This is a genomic window from Streptomyces hygroscopicus subsp. hygroscopicus, from assembly GCF_001553455.1.
In the GTDB taxonomy this organism is placed as follows: domain Bacteria; phylum Actinomycetota; class Actinomycetes; order Streptomycetales; family Streptomycetaceae; genus Streptomyces; species Streptomyces hygroscopicus.
Map to the genome: position 1 here is coordinate 1 of NZ_BBOX01000195.1, position 15,574 is coordinate 15,574.

Sequence of the window (15,574 nt, forward strand, 5' to 3'; positions counted from 1 at the left end):
CCCGCCCCGCCCGACCTGGCCCGTCCCGGTCCCGCGGACGGCCGGGGCCCCGGCCCCCGAAGCCGGGGGGGTAAGGCGGGGGGTAAGGCCGGGGCGGGAGGGAAACGCCCGGCGTCCTCCCCTCGCGCGGCGGGCCGGCGTCCGGCGGGCTGTCGCCGCCATCGCCTCGTCGACCGGGCCCGCGGCTCCCGGGTTTCCTCACCCCGGGCTCCAGCGGTAGCCGACCGCCCGCTCCCCATCCCCGCCCGGGGCGGCCACCGCGCCCAAGTGGGCGATCGATCCGGGCGGCGGCCCGGCCGATGGCGTACGCCTCGCGGCGGCACCGGCATGACCGGGGTCGACCGGGGGCCCGGATTCCGTGCGGGAACGGGCCGTCAGCTCCCGGCCCGGGGCGGGCGGTGCGGTTCGATGACCGTGACCCCGCCCCTGGCCCCCGACGCCATCGTGGACAGCGCCTCCGGAACCTCGTCGAGCCCGATGACGTCGGTGACCAGCAGATCCGGCCGCAGCGAACCGGCCTCGACCATGTCCATCATCGGACCGTAGGCGTGGGCGGCCATGCCGTGGCTGCCCAGCAGCCGCAGCTCCAGGGCGATCACCCGGTCCATCGGGACCATGGGGGTCCCGGCGGACGGCGGCAGCAGTCCGACCTGGACGTGGCGGCCGTGGCGGCGCAGGCTCTTGACGGACGCCGCGCAGGTCCGCGGCGAGCCCAGCGCGTCGAGCGAGACATGGGCGCCGCCGCCCGTCGCGTCCGCGACCGCCTCCGCCACCGAGCCCAGCGTGGACGCCGCGTCCACGCACACCGCCGCGCCGAACCGGGCGGCCAGGGCGAGCGCCCGCGGTGAGATGTCCACCGCCACCACCCGGGCCCCGGCCGCCGCCGCGATCATCACGGCCGACAGCCCCACCCCGCCGCAGCCGTGCACCGCGACCCACTCGCCCGGGGCGACCCGGCCCACGGAGACGACGGCGCGGAAGGCGGTCGCGAAGCGGCAGCCCAGGCCGGCGGCCGTGGTGAACGACAGCTCGTTCCGTATCCCGACCAGGTTCACATCGGCGTTCTCGATCCCGACGTACTCGGCGAACGAGCCCCAGTGGGTGAACCCCGGCTGGGTCTGCCGCTCGCACACCTGCTGGGCGCCCTCCGCACAGGCGGGGCAGCGCCCGCAGGCGCAGACGAACGGCACGGTCACCCGCTGCCCCGGCCGCCAGTTGAGGACGTCGGAGCCGACCTCCTCGAGCACCCCGGCCAGCTCGTGGCCGGGTACGTGCGGCAGCCGGATGTCCGGGTCGTGCCCCATCCAGCCGTGCCAGTCGCTGCGGCACAGCCCGGTCGCCTCGACCCGGATCACCGCGCCGCGCGGGGAGGGAGCGGGGTCCTGGACGCTCCGGACCTCGGGCCGGCGCCCGAAGTCGTCGAACACCACAGCACGCATGGACCCGCTCCCTCGCTCGAACACACCCCCCTTGGCCCGCACGTCCGGGCGGGCCCTAGAACCTACACCAGAACCGGCCGGTATCAGCCCGCGCGGAGGGCACCCACCGACGGTGGTTCCGCGTCCCGGCTGTGCCAGAGGAGGGTGGTTCTGCGTCTCGGCCCTGCCTCGCGAGGGTGGTTGTGCGTCTCGGCCGGTGCCCGACGAGGGCGGTTCTGGGCCTCGGCTGGTGCCGCGCGACGGCGGCCCCGTGGGCAGCCGGTGTGCCCGCGTGCACCGCCCGCGCACCGGGCACGGCGCTATCGCTTGTCGCGCTGTCCCTCGGCGAGCTGACGGGACGTCGTGGCGGCGCCCGCACCGCGCTGGGCCCGCTCGGCCAGGCTCGGGAACAGCCCGCCGAGGGCGCTGCCCAGCCGCAGCTCCAGCGGGGCCACGTTCACCTCGGCCCGGTTGCGCTCGATCGCCCGGACGGTCGCGGCCGCCACCCGCCGGCTGGAGATCGTGCGGACCCCGGCGGGGGTGGACGCGCCCGATTCGGCGAACATCCCCGCGTCGCCTACGAATCCGGGCTGCACCAGCGAGACCCCCACCCCGGTGCCGTGCAGGTCCTGTCGCAGCCCGAGGGTGAAACCGCGCAGCCCGAACTTGGCCGCGTTGTAGAGCGCGGCGCCGGGGGAGGCCGTACGGCCGGACAGCGAGCCGATCATCACCAGGTGGCCGGACCCCGACTCCACCATGCGCGGTGCCATCAGCCGGGACAGCAGCATCGGTGCGCGCAGATTGACGTCCACGGCGCGGTCCAGCTCCTCGGGCCGGTAGTCCAGGACCGGGCCGCTGGAGGGCAGCGCGGCGTTGGCGATGAGGATCCGGGCCTCCGCCGCCTCCTCCACCAGGCGTTCCAGATCGGACCGTTCGGCCAGATCGGCGACGATCGCCCGGCCGCCCAGCCGCTCGGCCAGCGGCCGCAGCACCTCCTCACGGCGCCCGGTGAGCAGCAGCTTGGCGCCCTTGGCGGCGAGCGCGCGGGCCAGTGTCTGCCCGATGCCGCCGGTGGCCCCGGTGAGCAGGACGGTGGTGCCGCCGATCCGCATGCGATCTCCTCCGGTTACGGTCGAGTACGTTCCGGGCACGGTACTGCGGACGCGCTCCGCCCCGGGCACGGCCCCCGCCCCCGCGCCGCACGCGACGGCCCGCGGCGGCCCGCGGCGGTGTGTCGCCCGGCCCTCCTGCCGACTGCCGCGTTCCGGGCCGCCGCCTGCCGGGCTCGCGCGGGCCGCCGCCCAGCCGCCCAGCCGTCCACGGCGTCCACGGCGTCTGCGGCGTCTGCGGCGTCCACGGTGTCTGCGGCGTCCACGGTGTCTGCGGCGTCTGCGGACGGGGCCTAACGGTCGCGGGGGGCCGGGCCGCCCAGGCCGTAGACGCGGCGGGCGTTGTCCGCGCCCAGCTGCGCCGCCACGCGGCGGGCGTCACGGCGCGACCAGGCGCCCTCCGCGACCCAGTGGGTCAGCAGCCCGGCCAGCGCCTCCCGGAACAGCCGCGCCCCCACCACGTACAGCTCGGGCAGTCCGTAGGCGTCGGTCGAGAAGAGCACCTTGCCGAACGGGGCCAGCTCCAGCACCTCGGCCAGCACGGCCCCGGCGCGCGCCCCGGTGTGCGACAGGGCCAGCCCCACATCGGCGTAGACGTGCGGGAAGACGGCAGCCAGATACGCGGCGCCACGGTGGTACGGATAGCCGTGCAGCAGGATCAGCGTGCAGCCCGTGGGGCGCACGGCGCGGATGAAGTCGGTGAGCGCGAGCGGATCGCAGCGGTCCAGCCGCAGATCGGGGTCGCCGAATCCGGTGTGCAGCTGCAGCGGCAGCCCGGTGTACGCCGCCGACCACAGCAGATGGCGCAGCAGAACGGGGTCGGTGACCCGGGCGGCGGCGGTGCCGCCCTGCCCGCGCCGGGTGAGCCAGCGCTCGGCGGCGGCGTGGACGGCGCCGGGGCCCGGCGGATCGGGCTCGAAGTCCAGGCCGTAGCGGTAGGCGGCCACCGACTTGAAACCGGACGCGGTACGGGCCGCCTCCCGGATCCCGTCCGACACCCCGGCCAGGAAGTCGTCGGCGGTCAGCGAGGTGTCGGCGACCCGCTCCGCGAGCTGCTCCAGACGCACGATCTCATGGGCGGTGCCGCCGGCCGCGACGGCCAGCTCCTGGGGGGTGGTCAGATTGCCCGGCAGCCCGGTGTCCACCAGGAACTCGGTGATCCCGGTGGCGCTCAGCAGCCGCCGGGTCACCTCCCGCGCGCCCAGCTCGCGCCGCCGGGCGAGGTAGGGGGCGGGCGGGCAGTGCGGTTCGAGCCCCAGCAGCGGCGGGCACCAGCGGCGCACCGCGAACCCCAGCTGGCTGTCGAAGTAGGTGGTGCCGAGCGCGGCGGGGGCATCGGATTCGGTCAGGAACGCCTCGAACGCGGCCGAGCCCAGCTCGGAGCGGACCACCCCGTGGCAGTGGTGGTCCACCAGGGGCGGCAGCGGCGGCTCGGTCGGATCCGTCTGCTCGGCGGCCTCCATCGTCAGTACCGCCCCCGGGTCGCGACGGCGATCTCCTGTGGCGACGCCTTCTCGAACAGGGCGGCCTCCGCCCGGCGCACCGCGGCGATGGACTCGAAGAGCGGATCGCCCAGCGCCTCGCGCAGCACCGTCGCGTCCTCGAAGTGCTCCAGCGCCGTCAGCAGCGAGGTGGGCAGCCGCCGTTCGCGCCCCTCGACCGCGGGATCGCCGGAGACGGGTGGGGGCAGGGTGAGCCCGGAGTCCAGCCCGCCCAGGCCCGCGGCGATGACCGCCCCCACCACCAGATAGGGGTTGGCCGCCGGGTCCACGCACTTGACCTCGGCGTTGGCCGCCCCGAGGTCGTCCGGTGCGCCGGTGATGAAGCGCACCGCGGCCTCGCGGTTCTCCAGCCCCCAGCACTGGTACGCCCCGGCCCAGCGGGAGGGTTCCAGCCGCAGATAGCTCGCGGGGGAGGGGGCGGTGACGGCGAGCAGGGCGGGCAGGGTGCGCAGCACCCCGGCGAGGAACGCCTCGGCCGTCGCGGTCATGCCGTGCGGCCCGTCGCCGTCCCGGCACAGATCGCGGTCCCCCTGCCACAGGCTCAGATGGAGGTGGGCGCCGTTCCCGACCCGGCCCGCCTCCACCACCGGGCCGAACACCGGGTTGAGCCCGGCACGTGCGGAGCAGGCCCGGATCGTCTCCCGCGCCAGCACGGCGAGATCGGCGGCGCCGACCGGATCCGCGGGCGCCAGGGACACCTCGAACTGCCCGGGGGAGTACTCCGGATGGAGCTGGTGGACCTCGGTGTGCTGCGCGTCCAGCGCGCCCAGCAGCTCGGCGAGGTAGTCGGAGAGGCCGGCCACGCGCGCCATGCCGTACGCGGGGCCCGTAGTGGGGTAGCGCGGGGGGTCCTGGTCCGGATCGCCCGTGGTGACGGCCCACTCGGTCTCGAACCCCATGCGTACGGTCAGGCCCCGCTCCCGGGCCCGCTCGGTCATCCGCCGGGCGAACAGCCGCTGGCAGACGGGGTGCGCCCGGCCGCTCTGGTCGTACCGGTCGACCGGGGCCCAGGCCCAGCCGTGCTGCGCGGCCAGCGGGGTGAGCCGGTTCAGGTCGGGGAAGAGCCGCAGGTCCCCGTCGGGGCCGCCGACGTGGCGGCTGGCGGTCATGGAGTCGTCCACGAGATAGACGTCGAAGACGGGGGACATGCCGACCCCGCGCCGCGCGGCCTGCGGCAGCCGCGCGGTGGGCACGGACTTCACCCGGGTCAGACCGGCGTTGTCCACCCAGGTCAGGGCGATGCCCCGGATGCCGTTCGCGGTGAGCCGCTCGGCTTCCTGCCGCGCCCGTGCGTATGCCTGCTCGCGATCGACGGTCCCCATGGGTGCCTCCTCAGCCACGGCCTGTACGCCGAGACTATTGCCTGAGGACGGTCTTGTGGTGACGCCTTGTCCCTGCTCACACAAGGGGTGTGACGGTGGCTTATGCCGGTCGGAGGTTGACACGACCGGCCGGGACGTCGAGGGGGCCGGACCGCCCCGCCCGACCGCCGGGGGCGACTGGTTTCGGCCAGTCGGGCGGCCGGTGTGAGTGTCCGGGGCGTCCGGTGACGCCGTGCGTTGCCGTGCGGGACGGCCGGGCGGCGGCGGGGGCGGCCGGACCCACCGCACCGGCGGGCTCAGATCGTTCCGCCGTTGTGCCCCGGCATGGCGCGGGCGTGGCCAGATTGTCGTGCGCATGGCGTTCGCCGCACCCTCACCGACCGGAGGAGAGACCCGGCGCACCGGGCTCATGGCCGCGCCCCCCCGGGAGCGCGGCCGAAGGCATCCGGAGGCCGCCGCTCCAGGCCCGCCTCGAACACCGTCCGCACCGTCCGGTTCCGTGTCGTCCGGCTTCGCGTCGCCCGGCTTCGCGTCGTCCGGTTCCGCACCGTCCGGCTCGGCACCGTCCGGCTCCGCGCCGCTCCCGCCGCAGCACCACGCCCAGAGCGCGCCACCCCCTCCCCGGGCGCTCACGGACACGGGGCGCCCGCGCGGAGCGGACGCGCCACCGTGGACCGGGCGGCCACGCGCCACCGCGGGCCGGGCGGCCACGCGCACCTCGGGGCCGCGGGGGGCCGGGGCCGCCGCGGTTTGGCGCATACGCCCCGGCTTCCGTAAAGTTTCGCCGTTGTCCAGGGGAACAGGCGAACCAGAAAGCGGCAGCGGCGATGACGGTGACTGACGAAGGCCGGGCCGAGCAGGCGATGGCCGGGGAGCCGGGCATCGACCCGGAGCGGCTGGCGACCTGTCTGAGCGTCCTCGCGGAGCTCGACCGGCTGCCGATCGACCACCCCGACGCGATCACGGTCCGCCGGGCCACCTCCGGGATCTACCGCAGCGTGAAGCAGCGCAGGCGCCAGGAGCGGCGGGCCGCGAAGACCGCCCATGACAAGGCCGTGACCGAGGCCACCGCCACCGGCGCCGCCGACCGGATCGACGACGAGACGCTGGGCCGCGCGCTCACCAGCTCCGTCACCACCCAGATCGCGGGCATCCTGGAGCGCCCCCGCTCCTGCTACGTCTGCAAGACCCGGTATGTCGAGGTCGACGCCTTCTACCACCAGCTGTGCCGCGACTGCGCCGCCGAGAACCGGGCCCGCCGCGACGCGCGGACCGACCTCACCGGGCGCCGCGCGCTGCTCACCGGCGGCCGGGCGAAGATCGGCATGTACATCGCGCTGCGGCTGCTGCGCGACGGCGCCCACACCACCGTCACCACCCGCTTCCCGAACGATGCCATCCGCCGCTTCACGGCCATGCCGGACAGCGGGGAGTGGCTGCACCGGCTCAAGGTCGTCGGCATCGACCTGCGGGACCCCGCCCAGGTGATCGCGCTGACCGACGCGGTGAGCGCGGCCGGCCCGCTGGACATACTGATCAACAACGCCGCGCAGACCGTCCGCCGCACGCCCCAGGCGTACGCGGAGCTGATAGCGGGCGAGTCCGCGCCGCTCCCCGCCGGGGAACTGCCCGAGTCCCTGGTCCTGGGCGCCTTCGGCAGCGGCGCCCAGGCGGCCCTGCCGGCGCCGCGCGGGTCACGGGACGGCGCGCTCACCCCCCAGGACCTCACCGCCCTCGCCCTTGAACGCGGCTCCGCCTCACCGGCCCGGATCGCGGCCGGGACCGCGATCGACGCGGGCGGGCTGGTACCGGACCTGGACCCGACCAACACCTGGGTGCAGCGGGTCCACGAGGTCGACCCGGTCGAGATGCTCGAGGTCCAGCTGTGCAACGAGACGGCGCCGTTCATCCTGGTGAGCCGGTTGCGCCCGGCGATGGCCGCCTCGCCCGCCCGGCGCAAGTACGTGGTGAACGTGTCCGCCATGGAGGGCAAGTTCGGCCGCGGCTACAAGGGCGCGGGCCATCCGCACACCAACATGGCCAAGGCCGCGCTGAACATGCTGACCCGCACCAGCGCACGGGAGATGTTCGAGACCGACGCCATCCTGATGACGAGCGTCGACACCGGATGGATCACCGACGAGCGCCCGCATCCGGACAAGATGCGGCTGGCGGCCGAGGGCTTCCACGCCCCCCTCGACCTGGTGGACGGCGCGGCACGGGTCTACGACCCGATCGTCAGGGGCGAGCGCGGTGAGGACCTCTTCGGCTGCTTCCTGAAGGACTACGCCCCGACGTCCTGGTAGGCCGCCGGGCGGCCCGGTACGGGCTCATGCGCTCGCCTTCCCGCTCGCCGCCGGGGCCCGGCGGACGGGGGAGACACCGAAACGGCGGGCCAGGCGCCCCAGGCGGCGCCGGACGGTGGCCCGGCCGCGTTCCCAGGAGCGCGCGAACCGGTTCGCCTCCAGCTCCGCGAAGAGCTGGTCGTACCGCCGGGCGATCGGCGCGGGGTCGTAGGCCCGGGAGCTCTCCAGTGCGGCCGCGCCCATCGCCCGCCGCCCCGGGGCGTCGGCGATCAGGTCCATCAGCGCGCCCGCCAGCGCCCGCTTGTCACCGGTGGGGACCAGCCGTCCGGTGACCCCGTCCCGGATGATCTCGCCGGGGCCGAGCGGGCAGTCGGTGCTCACCACCGGCACCCCGCAGCGCATGGCCTCCACGATCGTCATCCCGAACGACTCGGCGTCCGAGGCCACCGCGACCAGCGACGCCTTCGCGAACTCCGCCTCGATGGGCGAGCGGGACCCCATCAGCTTCGCGCTCCCGGACAGGCCCAGCCGCTCGATCCGCTCCGCGAGCCGTTCCTTCTCCGCGCCCCCGCCGTAGATCCGCAGCCGCCAGTCCGGGTACTCCGCCGCGACCTCCGCGAAGGCGTCGATCAGCAGGTCGAAGCGCTTGCCGGGGACCAGCCGCCCGGCCGCCGCGATCACCGGCGCGGTGCCCTCGGAGGGGGCGACGGCCGGCTCGGGGACGCTGTTGGGTATCGCCAGGGTCCGCACCCCCGGCATCGGCATCCTCGCGCGGTAGACCGCGGCGTCCGCCTCCGTGGTGGTGACGACGGCGTCCAGCGCGCGGTAGTGCGGGGCCAGCTGGGCCCGCAGCTTCTTGCTGTGCGCCTCGTACCGCAGATGCTCCTGGGCGATGCGCAGCGCACGCCGCGGGGCGAAGCGGGAGAGATAGACATTGACCCCCGGCCGGGTGCCGATGATCACATCGGCGGCGCAGCCCCGCAGATACTCCGCGACCCTGGTGTCGATCAGCCGGTTGTACTGGTGGAAACGCTTCTCGGCGGCCGGGAAGTCCCGGCTGGCCTGGTGGAACAGCGGGTCCTCGGTGTCGCCGCCCTCCGGGCGCGTGTCCACCAGGGGGATCAGCCGGACCCGGGGGTCCAGGGCGAAGCGCGGTGTCTCGCGGTGCCGCATCATCGAGACGATCTCCACGTCATGGCGGTCCGCGAGCGCTGCGGCGAGGTTCATCGTCGTTCGGATCGTTCCGCCGATCCCGTAGGCGTTGTGCAGCAGGAATGCGATCTTCATGCGCTCTTTTCTCCGGCCGGTTGCGTCCCCGGGGCGGGTTTCCCCCAGGAGCTAGCCGACACCTTGTCCGGGCCCGGTAAGCCCGCCGCGTGAGGAAGGTGAGAGCGGGGTAAGAAGCCCCGCTCAGGACCCCCGCCCGGCACGGGCACCGCTGTGGCCTTGGCAGACTCGGGGTGTGACCAACACCGTGCTGCTCGCCGAGGACGACCGTGCCATCCGCCAGGCGCTGACCCGCGCCCTGACGCTGGAGGGGTACCGCGTCACCGCCGTGCCCGACGGCGTGGAGGCGCTGGCGGCCGTCCACCGCGAGCCGCCGGACGTGATCGTCCTGGACGTGATGATGCCGGGCGTGGACGGGCTGCAGGTGTGCCGGGTGCTGCGCGCCGAGGGGGACCGCACCCCCATCCTCATGCTGACCGCGCGGGTCGAGACCGCCGACCGGATCGAGGGGCTGGACGCCGGCGCGGACGACTATGTGGCCAAGCCCTTCGAGGTCGAGGAGGTCTTCGCCCGGCTGCGCGCACTGCTCCGGCGCGCCGCCCCCGTGGCACCCGCCGCACCGGAGGAACTCGCCGCCGGCGGGGTGCTGGAGGTCGCGGACCTGCGCCTGGACCCCTCGGCGCGCAGGGTCTGGCGCGGCGGTACGGAGCTGGAGCTGACCCGCACCGAATTCGATCTGCTGGAGCTGCTGGCGCGCAACGCCGGCATCGTCCTGGACCACGCCACCATCTACTCCCGGATCTGGGGCTACGACTTCGGGCCGGGATCGAAGAACCTCGCCGTCTACATCGGCTATCTGCGCCGCAAGGTGGATCCGGAGGGGCGCGTCCCGCTGATCCACACGGTGCGCGGGGTCGGCTACACCCTGCGGGAGGAGTGATGGTGCGGTTCTGGCCGCTCCGCCGTGGGCGGCCCAGCCTGCGGATCACCTTCGCGCTCTCCTTCGCGGCGGTGGCCTCCGCGGTCACGCTCCTGGTCGGCGGCCTCAGCTATGACGCGGCGGCCGGGCTGGTGCGGGTGGACCAGCGGTCGGCGTTCGACGGCGTCGTCCGCGATCTGCGCGGCCAGGTGCGCGGCGAGAAGGTGATCCTGCGGCAGCACCCCGCCGAGTCCGCCGTGCCCGTCCCCTACGACCTGCGGGACGACCTGCGCCGGATCAGCCGGATGGACGTCCAGGTGATCAACGGCCACGGCGCGGTCTACGACGCGGGCAAGCCCCCGCTGCCGGTGGCCGGCGAGGACCGGACGACCGCCGCCTCCCGGACGGCGGGCACCCTCGTACGGCGCGAGATCGACATCGGCGGGGAGCAGTACCGGATGGCCACCGTGGCCGTGGGCGACGCCAATGGCGCGGTCCAGGTGGCCCAGCAGATCAGCGACACCGAGGATCTGCTGCGGGAGCTCCAGAAGCGCACCGCGCTGTTCGTGGTCGCCGTCATCCTGGCCGCCGGGCTGGCCGGCTGGTGGCTGGCCGGGCGGATCACCCGGCGCCTGGTGCGGCTGACCCGGGTCGCCGAGAGCGTGGCCGCCACGGGCCGGATGGAGGTGGCGGTGCCGGTCGCCGGGGACGACGAGGTGGGCCGCCTCGGCCGGGCGTTCGACGGCATGCTCGGACAGCTCGCGCGGTCCAAGGACGACCAGCGGCGGCTGGTCCAGGACGCCGGGCACGAACTGCGCACCCCGCTGACCTCGCTGCGCACCAACATCTCGCTGCTGCGCCGCTTCGAGGAGCTGCCGGGGCCCGCCCGCGAGGAGCTGCTGGCCGATTTGGCGGGGGAGACCCGGGAGCTGACCGATCTGGTGAACGAGCTGGTGGACCTGGCGGCCGGGCAGCGGGACGACGAACCCCGTACGGAGGTCTCGCTGACGGAGGTGGCCACCACCGCCGTGAACCTCGCCCGGCGCCGGACCGGCCGGGAGATCACCCTACGGGCCGACGGCGACACCCGCCTGACCGGCCGCCCGGCCACCCTCCAGCGGGCGGTCTCCAATCTGGTGGAGAACGCCGCCAAGTTCGACCGGGACGGCACCGGGCCCGTCGAGGTGGTGATCAGCGGCCGCCGGGTGGAGGTCCTCGACCGGGGGCCGGGGATCGCCGAGGAGGACCGCGAGCGGGTCTTCGACCGCTTCTACCGCGCGCCCGGAGCGCGCAGCCTGCCCGGTTCGGGGCTGGGCCTGGCCATCGTGCGCGAGGTGGCCCTCGCGCACGGCGGCACCGTCTTCGCCCGGCCGAGGCCGGGCGGGGGCGCGATCCTGGGCTTCACGGTCGGCGACGGCACCGACGCGCGGTGACACCGCACCGCGCGCCCAGCGCCCGTGCCCCGGGCTCAGGATCCGCTCCCCGGGCTCAGGGCCCGTGCCCGGGTCCAGGGGTCCATGTCCCGGGTCCAGGGGGCCGTGCCCCAGGCCCAGGGGTCCGTGCCCCAGGCCCAGGAGGCCATGCCCCGGGCTCAGGGCTTCCGCGCCACCCCGGCCCACATGTTGATGTCCGCGCTGCGGATCTTCTCCGGGTGGTCCCTGGCGTCCGGCTTCCAGAGGTGCGGCTCGGACACGCCCGGGTCGACCAGCTCCAGACCGTCGAAGAAGCCCGCGACCTCGCTCTTGGACCGCGTGGTGAAGGAGATCCCGCTCTCCGCGTAGACCTGGATGACCTTCCGCCAGGTCTCCTCGGAGAAGTCATGGGTGGAGTGCGTCAGCATCAGGTAGCTGCCCGGGGCCAGGGGCGCCATCAGCTCGCGGATGATCTCGTACGGCTTGTCCTCCTCCGGGATGAAGTGGAAGAGCGCGTTCACGGAGACCGCCACCGGCTGGTCCAGATCCAGCGTCTCGTGCAGCTCCGCGGCGCTCATGATCCGCTGGGGGTCGCGCACATCCGCCTCGACATAGGCCGTACGGCCCTCGGGGGTGCCGTTGAGCAGCGCCTGGGCGTAGGCCAGCACGATGGGGTCGTTGTCGGTGTAGACCACCCGGGCCTCGGGGGCGACGCTCTGGGCGACCTGGTGGAGGTTGGGCTCGGTGGGGATGCCGGTGCCGATGTCGAGGAACTGCCGGATCCCCGCCTCCCTGGCCAGCCAGCGGGTGGCGCGGTGGATGAAGCCCCGGTTGATGGTGGCGTTGAGCCGGACGGTCGGATAGACCTCCAGCACCTTGCCGGCGGCCTCCGCGTCGGCCTCGTAGTGGTCCTTGCCGTTGAGGTAGAAGTCGTACATCCGAGCCGGGTGCGGCTTGGTGGTGTCGATCTGGCCGGGGGCGAGTCCGTAGTCGGTCACGCGGCCCTCCGTTCCGGTGCGGTACCCGCCGAAGTGGTCAGGTTCGGATCTGGACGTGAGAGAAGGAAGTCCGCGGCGCCGGCCTTGGCGCCCTGGATGAACCTCTCCATTTCATGGTGCGTGTAGATCAGGGCAGGGCCGTCTGGGTCGGTCGACTGGCGCAGGGCGACCCGCCCGTCGTTCAGCCTCAGGGCCTCCACGCAGGCACCGCCATTGGGACCGCTCCACGGCTTGGCCCAGCCTTCGGTCCCCAGATGTTTGGCCGGCATGCCGTTGTACACATGTACCTGATCCACAGTCAGAGCTCCTTGCGAATCCCACGGAGAAAGCTCTCCGTGCGCCGCGCCGGTGTGGCCTGGGTGCCCATGCGGTCAAGGGCCTCCAAGTACGCGACCACATCGGAGCGTTGGTCGAGGTAGCCGGCGCCGGTCAGGCCCTCGGCGTAGACGATGTCCGGCAGTTCCGGGATCTTGAACCGGAAAAGCTGGAAGGGGCCGCCCATGCCCGGGTGGGGGCCGGCGGAGAACGGCACCACCTGAAGGGTGACGTTGGGTTTCTGAACGGCCTCGATCAGGTGGTCGATCTGGGCGCGCATCACCTGGGGACTCCCGATGGACAGACGCAGCACCGTCTCGTCCATCACGACCCACAGATGCGGCCCGTCCGGCCGGTTGAGCAGCTCCTGGCGCTCCATTCGCAGTGCCACCCGGCGGTCCAGCTCCCGGTCGGACCCGTTGGGGAAGCCGATGGAGAGCAGCGTGCGGGCGTATTCCTCGGTCTGCAGCAGCCCGGGGATGAAGTGCGGTTCGTAGGCGCGGATGCGGCTCGCCGCGCCCTCCAGGCTCACATACAGACTGAACCAGTCCGGCAGCACATCGCGGAACCGGTGCCACCAGCCGGGCCGGTTGGCCTCCTCGGCGAGCGCGAGGAAGGAGTCGATCTCCTCCTGGTCGGCGCCATAGGTCTGCAGCAGCTTCTCGACGTAGGGGAGTTTCAGGCCGACCTCGGCCTTCTCCATCCTGCGCACCGTCGTCTGGTTGACGTGCAGCGCCCTGGCGGCCTGGTCGTAGCTGACGCCGGCTTTCTCGCGAAGGTCCCGCAGCCGCATGCCGAGGACCATCTGCCCGACGGTCGGGGCAGATCGCGCTTCACCCACGTCGTACCTCCTGGGACGGTCTTTTCAGGATCAGTGTGCCACGTGCGAGGTGAGGGGAACAGAGTGCTCTGGCTATTCTGCATTTTGCAGATCGCGCCTTGCCAACTGATGCTTGCAGCAACGATAGTGACGGGTGTGACCAGTCCAACGTGACTGCTGTGTCGCGCACTTGCGGCATTCACGTACGGCATTCACGCCCACAGGTAGACGGACGGAAGGCACATGGCCGTGGCATTGCGTCAACGCTCGACGATGGCCCACCACCTGAGCGCCGGGAGCGTTGACTCCGCCCTCCGTCAGGAGAGGTTCCAGCTGCCCGCCAGAGGGACGTCGGTCGCCATCGCCCGGCACCGGGTGCGTTCGCGGGTGCCCGAGTGGGGTTTCCAGGAGGACGTCTGCGACGCCGCCGAGCTGGTGATGTCCGAGCTGTTCACCAACGCCCTGGTGCACACCGGAAGCGAGCAGATCCTCTGTGTGCTGCGCGCGCATGAGCGGCGCATGCTGTACGTCGAGGTCGCCGACCAGGGCGGCGGACCGGCCGTTCCCACGCCGCGGGTGGCCGGTCTGGAGGACGAGAGCGGACGCGGACTCGCCCTGGTCCGCGCCCTGGTCGACGCGTGGGGGGACCGGCCGGGCGTGAACGGCGGACGGGTCGTCTGGGCTCAGATGAGCGTCGTCGTCGGCCGTTGACGCCGGACCCGGCCCGTCACACCGCTGTCCTCTGCTGCTTCCCCGAGGCGGCCGGGCCGTCGGCGCGGTCCCGGGAGAGGGCGGCGTCGCGGGTCTCCCGCATGGTGAGGTAGACGATGAGCGAGACGGCGGCACACGCCGAGACGTACCAGTAGAACCCGGACTCCGCACCGCCCTTCTTGAACCACAGCGCCACATACTCCGCGGTGCCCCCGAACAGCGCGTTGGCCAGCGCGTACGGCAGGGCGACGCCGAGCGCCCGGACATGGGTGGGGAACAGCTCGGCCTTCACCACGGCGTTGATCGAGGTGTAACCGGTGACGATGACCAGCGCCGCGAGTGAGAGCAGCAGCGCCCCGGCGAAGGAGTCGGCGTGCGACAGCGCGGTCATGATGGGGACGGTGCCCAGCATCGAGCCGAACCCGAAAGTGATCAGCAGCGGACGGCGCCCGATCCGGTCCGAGAGCGATCCGGCCAGCGGCTGCAACAGCATGAACAGGAACAGGGCACAGAAGCTGACCAGTGACGCGTCGGACTTGCTCATCCCGGCCGTGTTCGACAGGTACTTGGTGAGATAGGTGGTGTAGGTGTAGTACGCGACCGTGCCGCCCATGGTCAGCGCGATCACCAGCGCCGCCTCCTTGCGGTGGCGCAGCAGCTCGCCGAGCGTTCCCCGCTCCTGGTCCTGGCGGGCGTCCTCCTCGGCGTAGACCTCGGTCTCCAGCAGGTTGCGGCGCAGCCAGAAGACCACGGCCGCGGCCACGGCGCCGACGACGAACGGGATCCGCCAGCCGTAGGAGTGCAGGGCGTCATCGGACATGGTGTGCTGCAGCAGGATCTGCAGGCCCAGGCCGATCAGCTGACCCATCGTCATCGACACGTACTGGAAGCTGGAGACGAAGCCGCGGCGGCCGGGCCGGGACGCCTCGGTGAGATAGGTGGCGCTGGCCGCGTACTCACCGCCCACCGACAGGCCCTGCAGCAGCCGCGCCACCAGCAGCACGGCCGCGCCGAAGTAGCCGACCTGGTCATAGGTCGGGGCGATGGCGATGAGCAGCGCGCTGACCGACATCAGCGTCACCGTCAGGGTGAGCGCCGCCTTGCGGCCGCGCCGGTCGGCGAACCGGCCCAGCAGCCAGCCGCCGACGGGACGCATGAAGAAGCCGACCGCGAAGATCCCGGCGGTGTTGAGGAGTTGGGCGGTGTCGTTGCCCTTGGGGAAGAAGGCTCCGGCGAAGTAGGTGGCGAAGCTGGCGTAGACGAACCAGTCGAACCACTCGACGAGATTTCCGATCGAGCCGCCGAGCACGGCCCGCCACGGGGTGCGTGCTCGGCTCGGGGGAGCGCTGTCGGTCACGGGGTCTCCTAGTGAGCGGGGTGATCTCCCCACCCCTACCCCGCGGAGGGCCGGTTGGAAAATACGTGGACGTGCGACGGCGGCGATTGACGTCGTACGGGGGCGTTGGGATGGTGATGGCCCCTGTTGGCTTGTGTTCGAAGTTTCGAACTTCGGGA

Annotated in this window: 13 protein-coding genes; 4 read left to right on the forward strand and 9 right to left on the reverse strand. The window is 73.2% G+C overall.

Annotated features, from left to right (window positions below):
* Positions 1–374: 374 nt before the first annotated feature.
* The 4 genes from AXW62_RS20680 to AXW62_RS20695 all read right to left on the reverse strand — a co-directional run bounded on the left by AXW62_RS20680 (position 375) and on the right by AXW62_RS20695 (position 5,351).
* Entirely contained in the window at positions 375–1,439 is a 1,065-nt protein-coding gene (locus AXW62_RS20680; RefSeq protein WP_060945849.1) for a zinc-dependent alcohol dehydrogenase family protein, read from the reverse strand.
* Between the two features lie 299 nt (positions 1,440–1,738).
* Positions 1,739–2,530, reverse strand: coding sequence for an SDR family NAD(P)-dependent oxidoreductase (locus AXW62_RS20685; RefSeq protein ID WP_060945850.1), 792 nt, complete (start codon positions 2,528–2,530; stop codon positions 1,739–1,741).
* A 290-nt stretch (positions 2,531–2,820) separates the two neighbouring features.
* Complete coding sequence (locus AXW62_RS20690) at positions 2,821–3,990, reverse strand: amidohydrolase family protein (RefSeq protein WP_060945851.1); 1,170 nt, start codon at positions 3,988–3,990, stop codon at positions 2,821–2,823.
* 2 nt (positions 3,991–3,992) lie between these two features.
* Complete coding sequence (locus AXW62_RS20695; protein WP_060945852.1) at positions 3,993–5,351, reverse strand: type I glutamate--ammonia ligase; 1,359 nt, start codon at positions 5,349–5,351, stop codon at positions 3,993–3,995.
* Between the two features lie 827 nt (positions 5,352–6,178).
* On the opposite strand from AXW62_RS20695, the gene AXW62_RS20700 reads away from it, so the two are divergent.
* Positions 6,179–7,657 carry an SDR family NAD(P)-dependent oxidoreductase gene (locus AXW62_RS20700; RefSeq protein ID WP_060945853.1) on the forward strand — a complete coding sequence of 493 codons (1,479 nt, stop codon included), beginning with the start codon at positions 6,179–6,181 and terminating at the stop codon, positions 7,655–7,657.
* A gap of 24 nt (positions 7,658–7,681) precedes the next feature.
* Here AXW62_RS20700 and AXW62_RS20705 read toward each other — a convergent pair whose 3' ends face one another.
* The gene (locus AXW62_RS20705; RefSeq protein WP_060945854.1) at positions 7,682–8,944 is read right to left on the reverse strand and encodes a glycosyltransferase family 4 protein; all 1,263 of its coding nucleotides are present in this window, start codon (positions 8,942–8,944) and stop codon (positions 7,682–7,684) included.
* 175 nt (positions 8,945–9,119) lie between these two features.
* Here AXW62_RS20705 and AXW62_RS20710 point away from each other — a divergent pair, with 175 nt between their 5' ends.
* Together AXW62_RS20710 and AXW62_RS20715 are read left to right on the forward strand one after the other, a co-directional pair.
* Entirely contained in the window at positions 9,120–9,824 is a 705-nt protein-coding gene (locus AXW62_RS20710) for a response regulator transcription factor (RefSeq protein ID WP_060945855.1), read from the forward strand.
* Complete coding sequence (locus tag AXW62_RS20715) at positions 9,824–11,236, forward strand: sensor histidine kinase (protein WP_060945856.1); 1,413 nt, start codon at positions 9,824–9,826, stop codon at positions 11,234–11,236. The genes AXW62_RS20710 and AXW62_RS20715 overlap by 1 nt, the downstream gene beginning before the upstream one ends.
* A gap of 158 nt (positions 11,237–11,394) precedes the next feature.
* Here AXW62_RS20715 and AXW62_RS20720 read toward each other — a convergent pair whose 3' ends face one another.
* From AXW62_RS20720 to AXW62_RS20730, 3 genes are read right to left on the reverse strand one after another with little or no spacing between them, the layout of a single operon-like run.
* Entirely contained in the window at positions 11,395–12,213 is an 819-nt protein-coding gene (locus AXW62_RS20720) for an SAM-dependent methyltransferase (RefSeq protein ID WP_060945857.1), read from the reverse strand.
* The gene (locus AXW62_RS20725; protein WP_258407306.1) at positions 12,210–12,482 is read right to left on the reverse strand and encodes a DUF397 domain-containing protein; all 273 of its coding nucleotides are present in this window, start codon (positions 12,480–12,482) and stop codon (positions 12,210–12,212) included. The genes AXW62_RS20720 and AXW62_RS20725 overlap by 4 nt, the downstream gene beginning before the upstream one ends.
* A 29-nt stretch (positions 12,483–12,511) precedes the next feature.
* Positions 12,512–13,369, reverse strand: coding sequence for a Sco1979 family transcriptional regulator (locus AXW62_RS20730; RefSeq protein ID WP_030825323.1), 858 nt, complete (start codon positions 13,367–13,369; stop codon positions 12,512–12,514).
* Between the two features lie 222 nt (positions 13,370–13,591).
* Between AXW62_RS20730 and AXW62_RS20735 the strand changes: the two genes are divergently transcribed.
* On the forward strand, positions 13,592–14,059 hold the full coding sequence (locus AXW62_RS20735; RefSeq protein WP_030825326.1) for an ATP-binding protein: 468 nt from the start codon (positions 13,592–13,594) through the stop codon (positions 14,057–14,059).
* Positions 14,060–14,075: 16 nt separating this feature from the next.
* On the opposite strand, the gene AXW62_RS20740 is transcribed toward AXW62_RS20735, so the two are convergent.
* Positions 14,076–15,416 (reverse strand): MFS transporter, encoded by a 1,341-nt coding sequence (locus AXW62_RS20740; RefSeq protein ID WP_060945858.1) that lies wholly within the window; start codon positions 15,414–15,416, stop codon positions 14,076–14,078.
* Positions 15,417–15,574 lie beyond the last annotated feature (158 nt).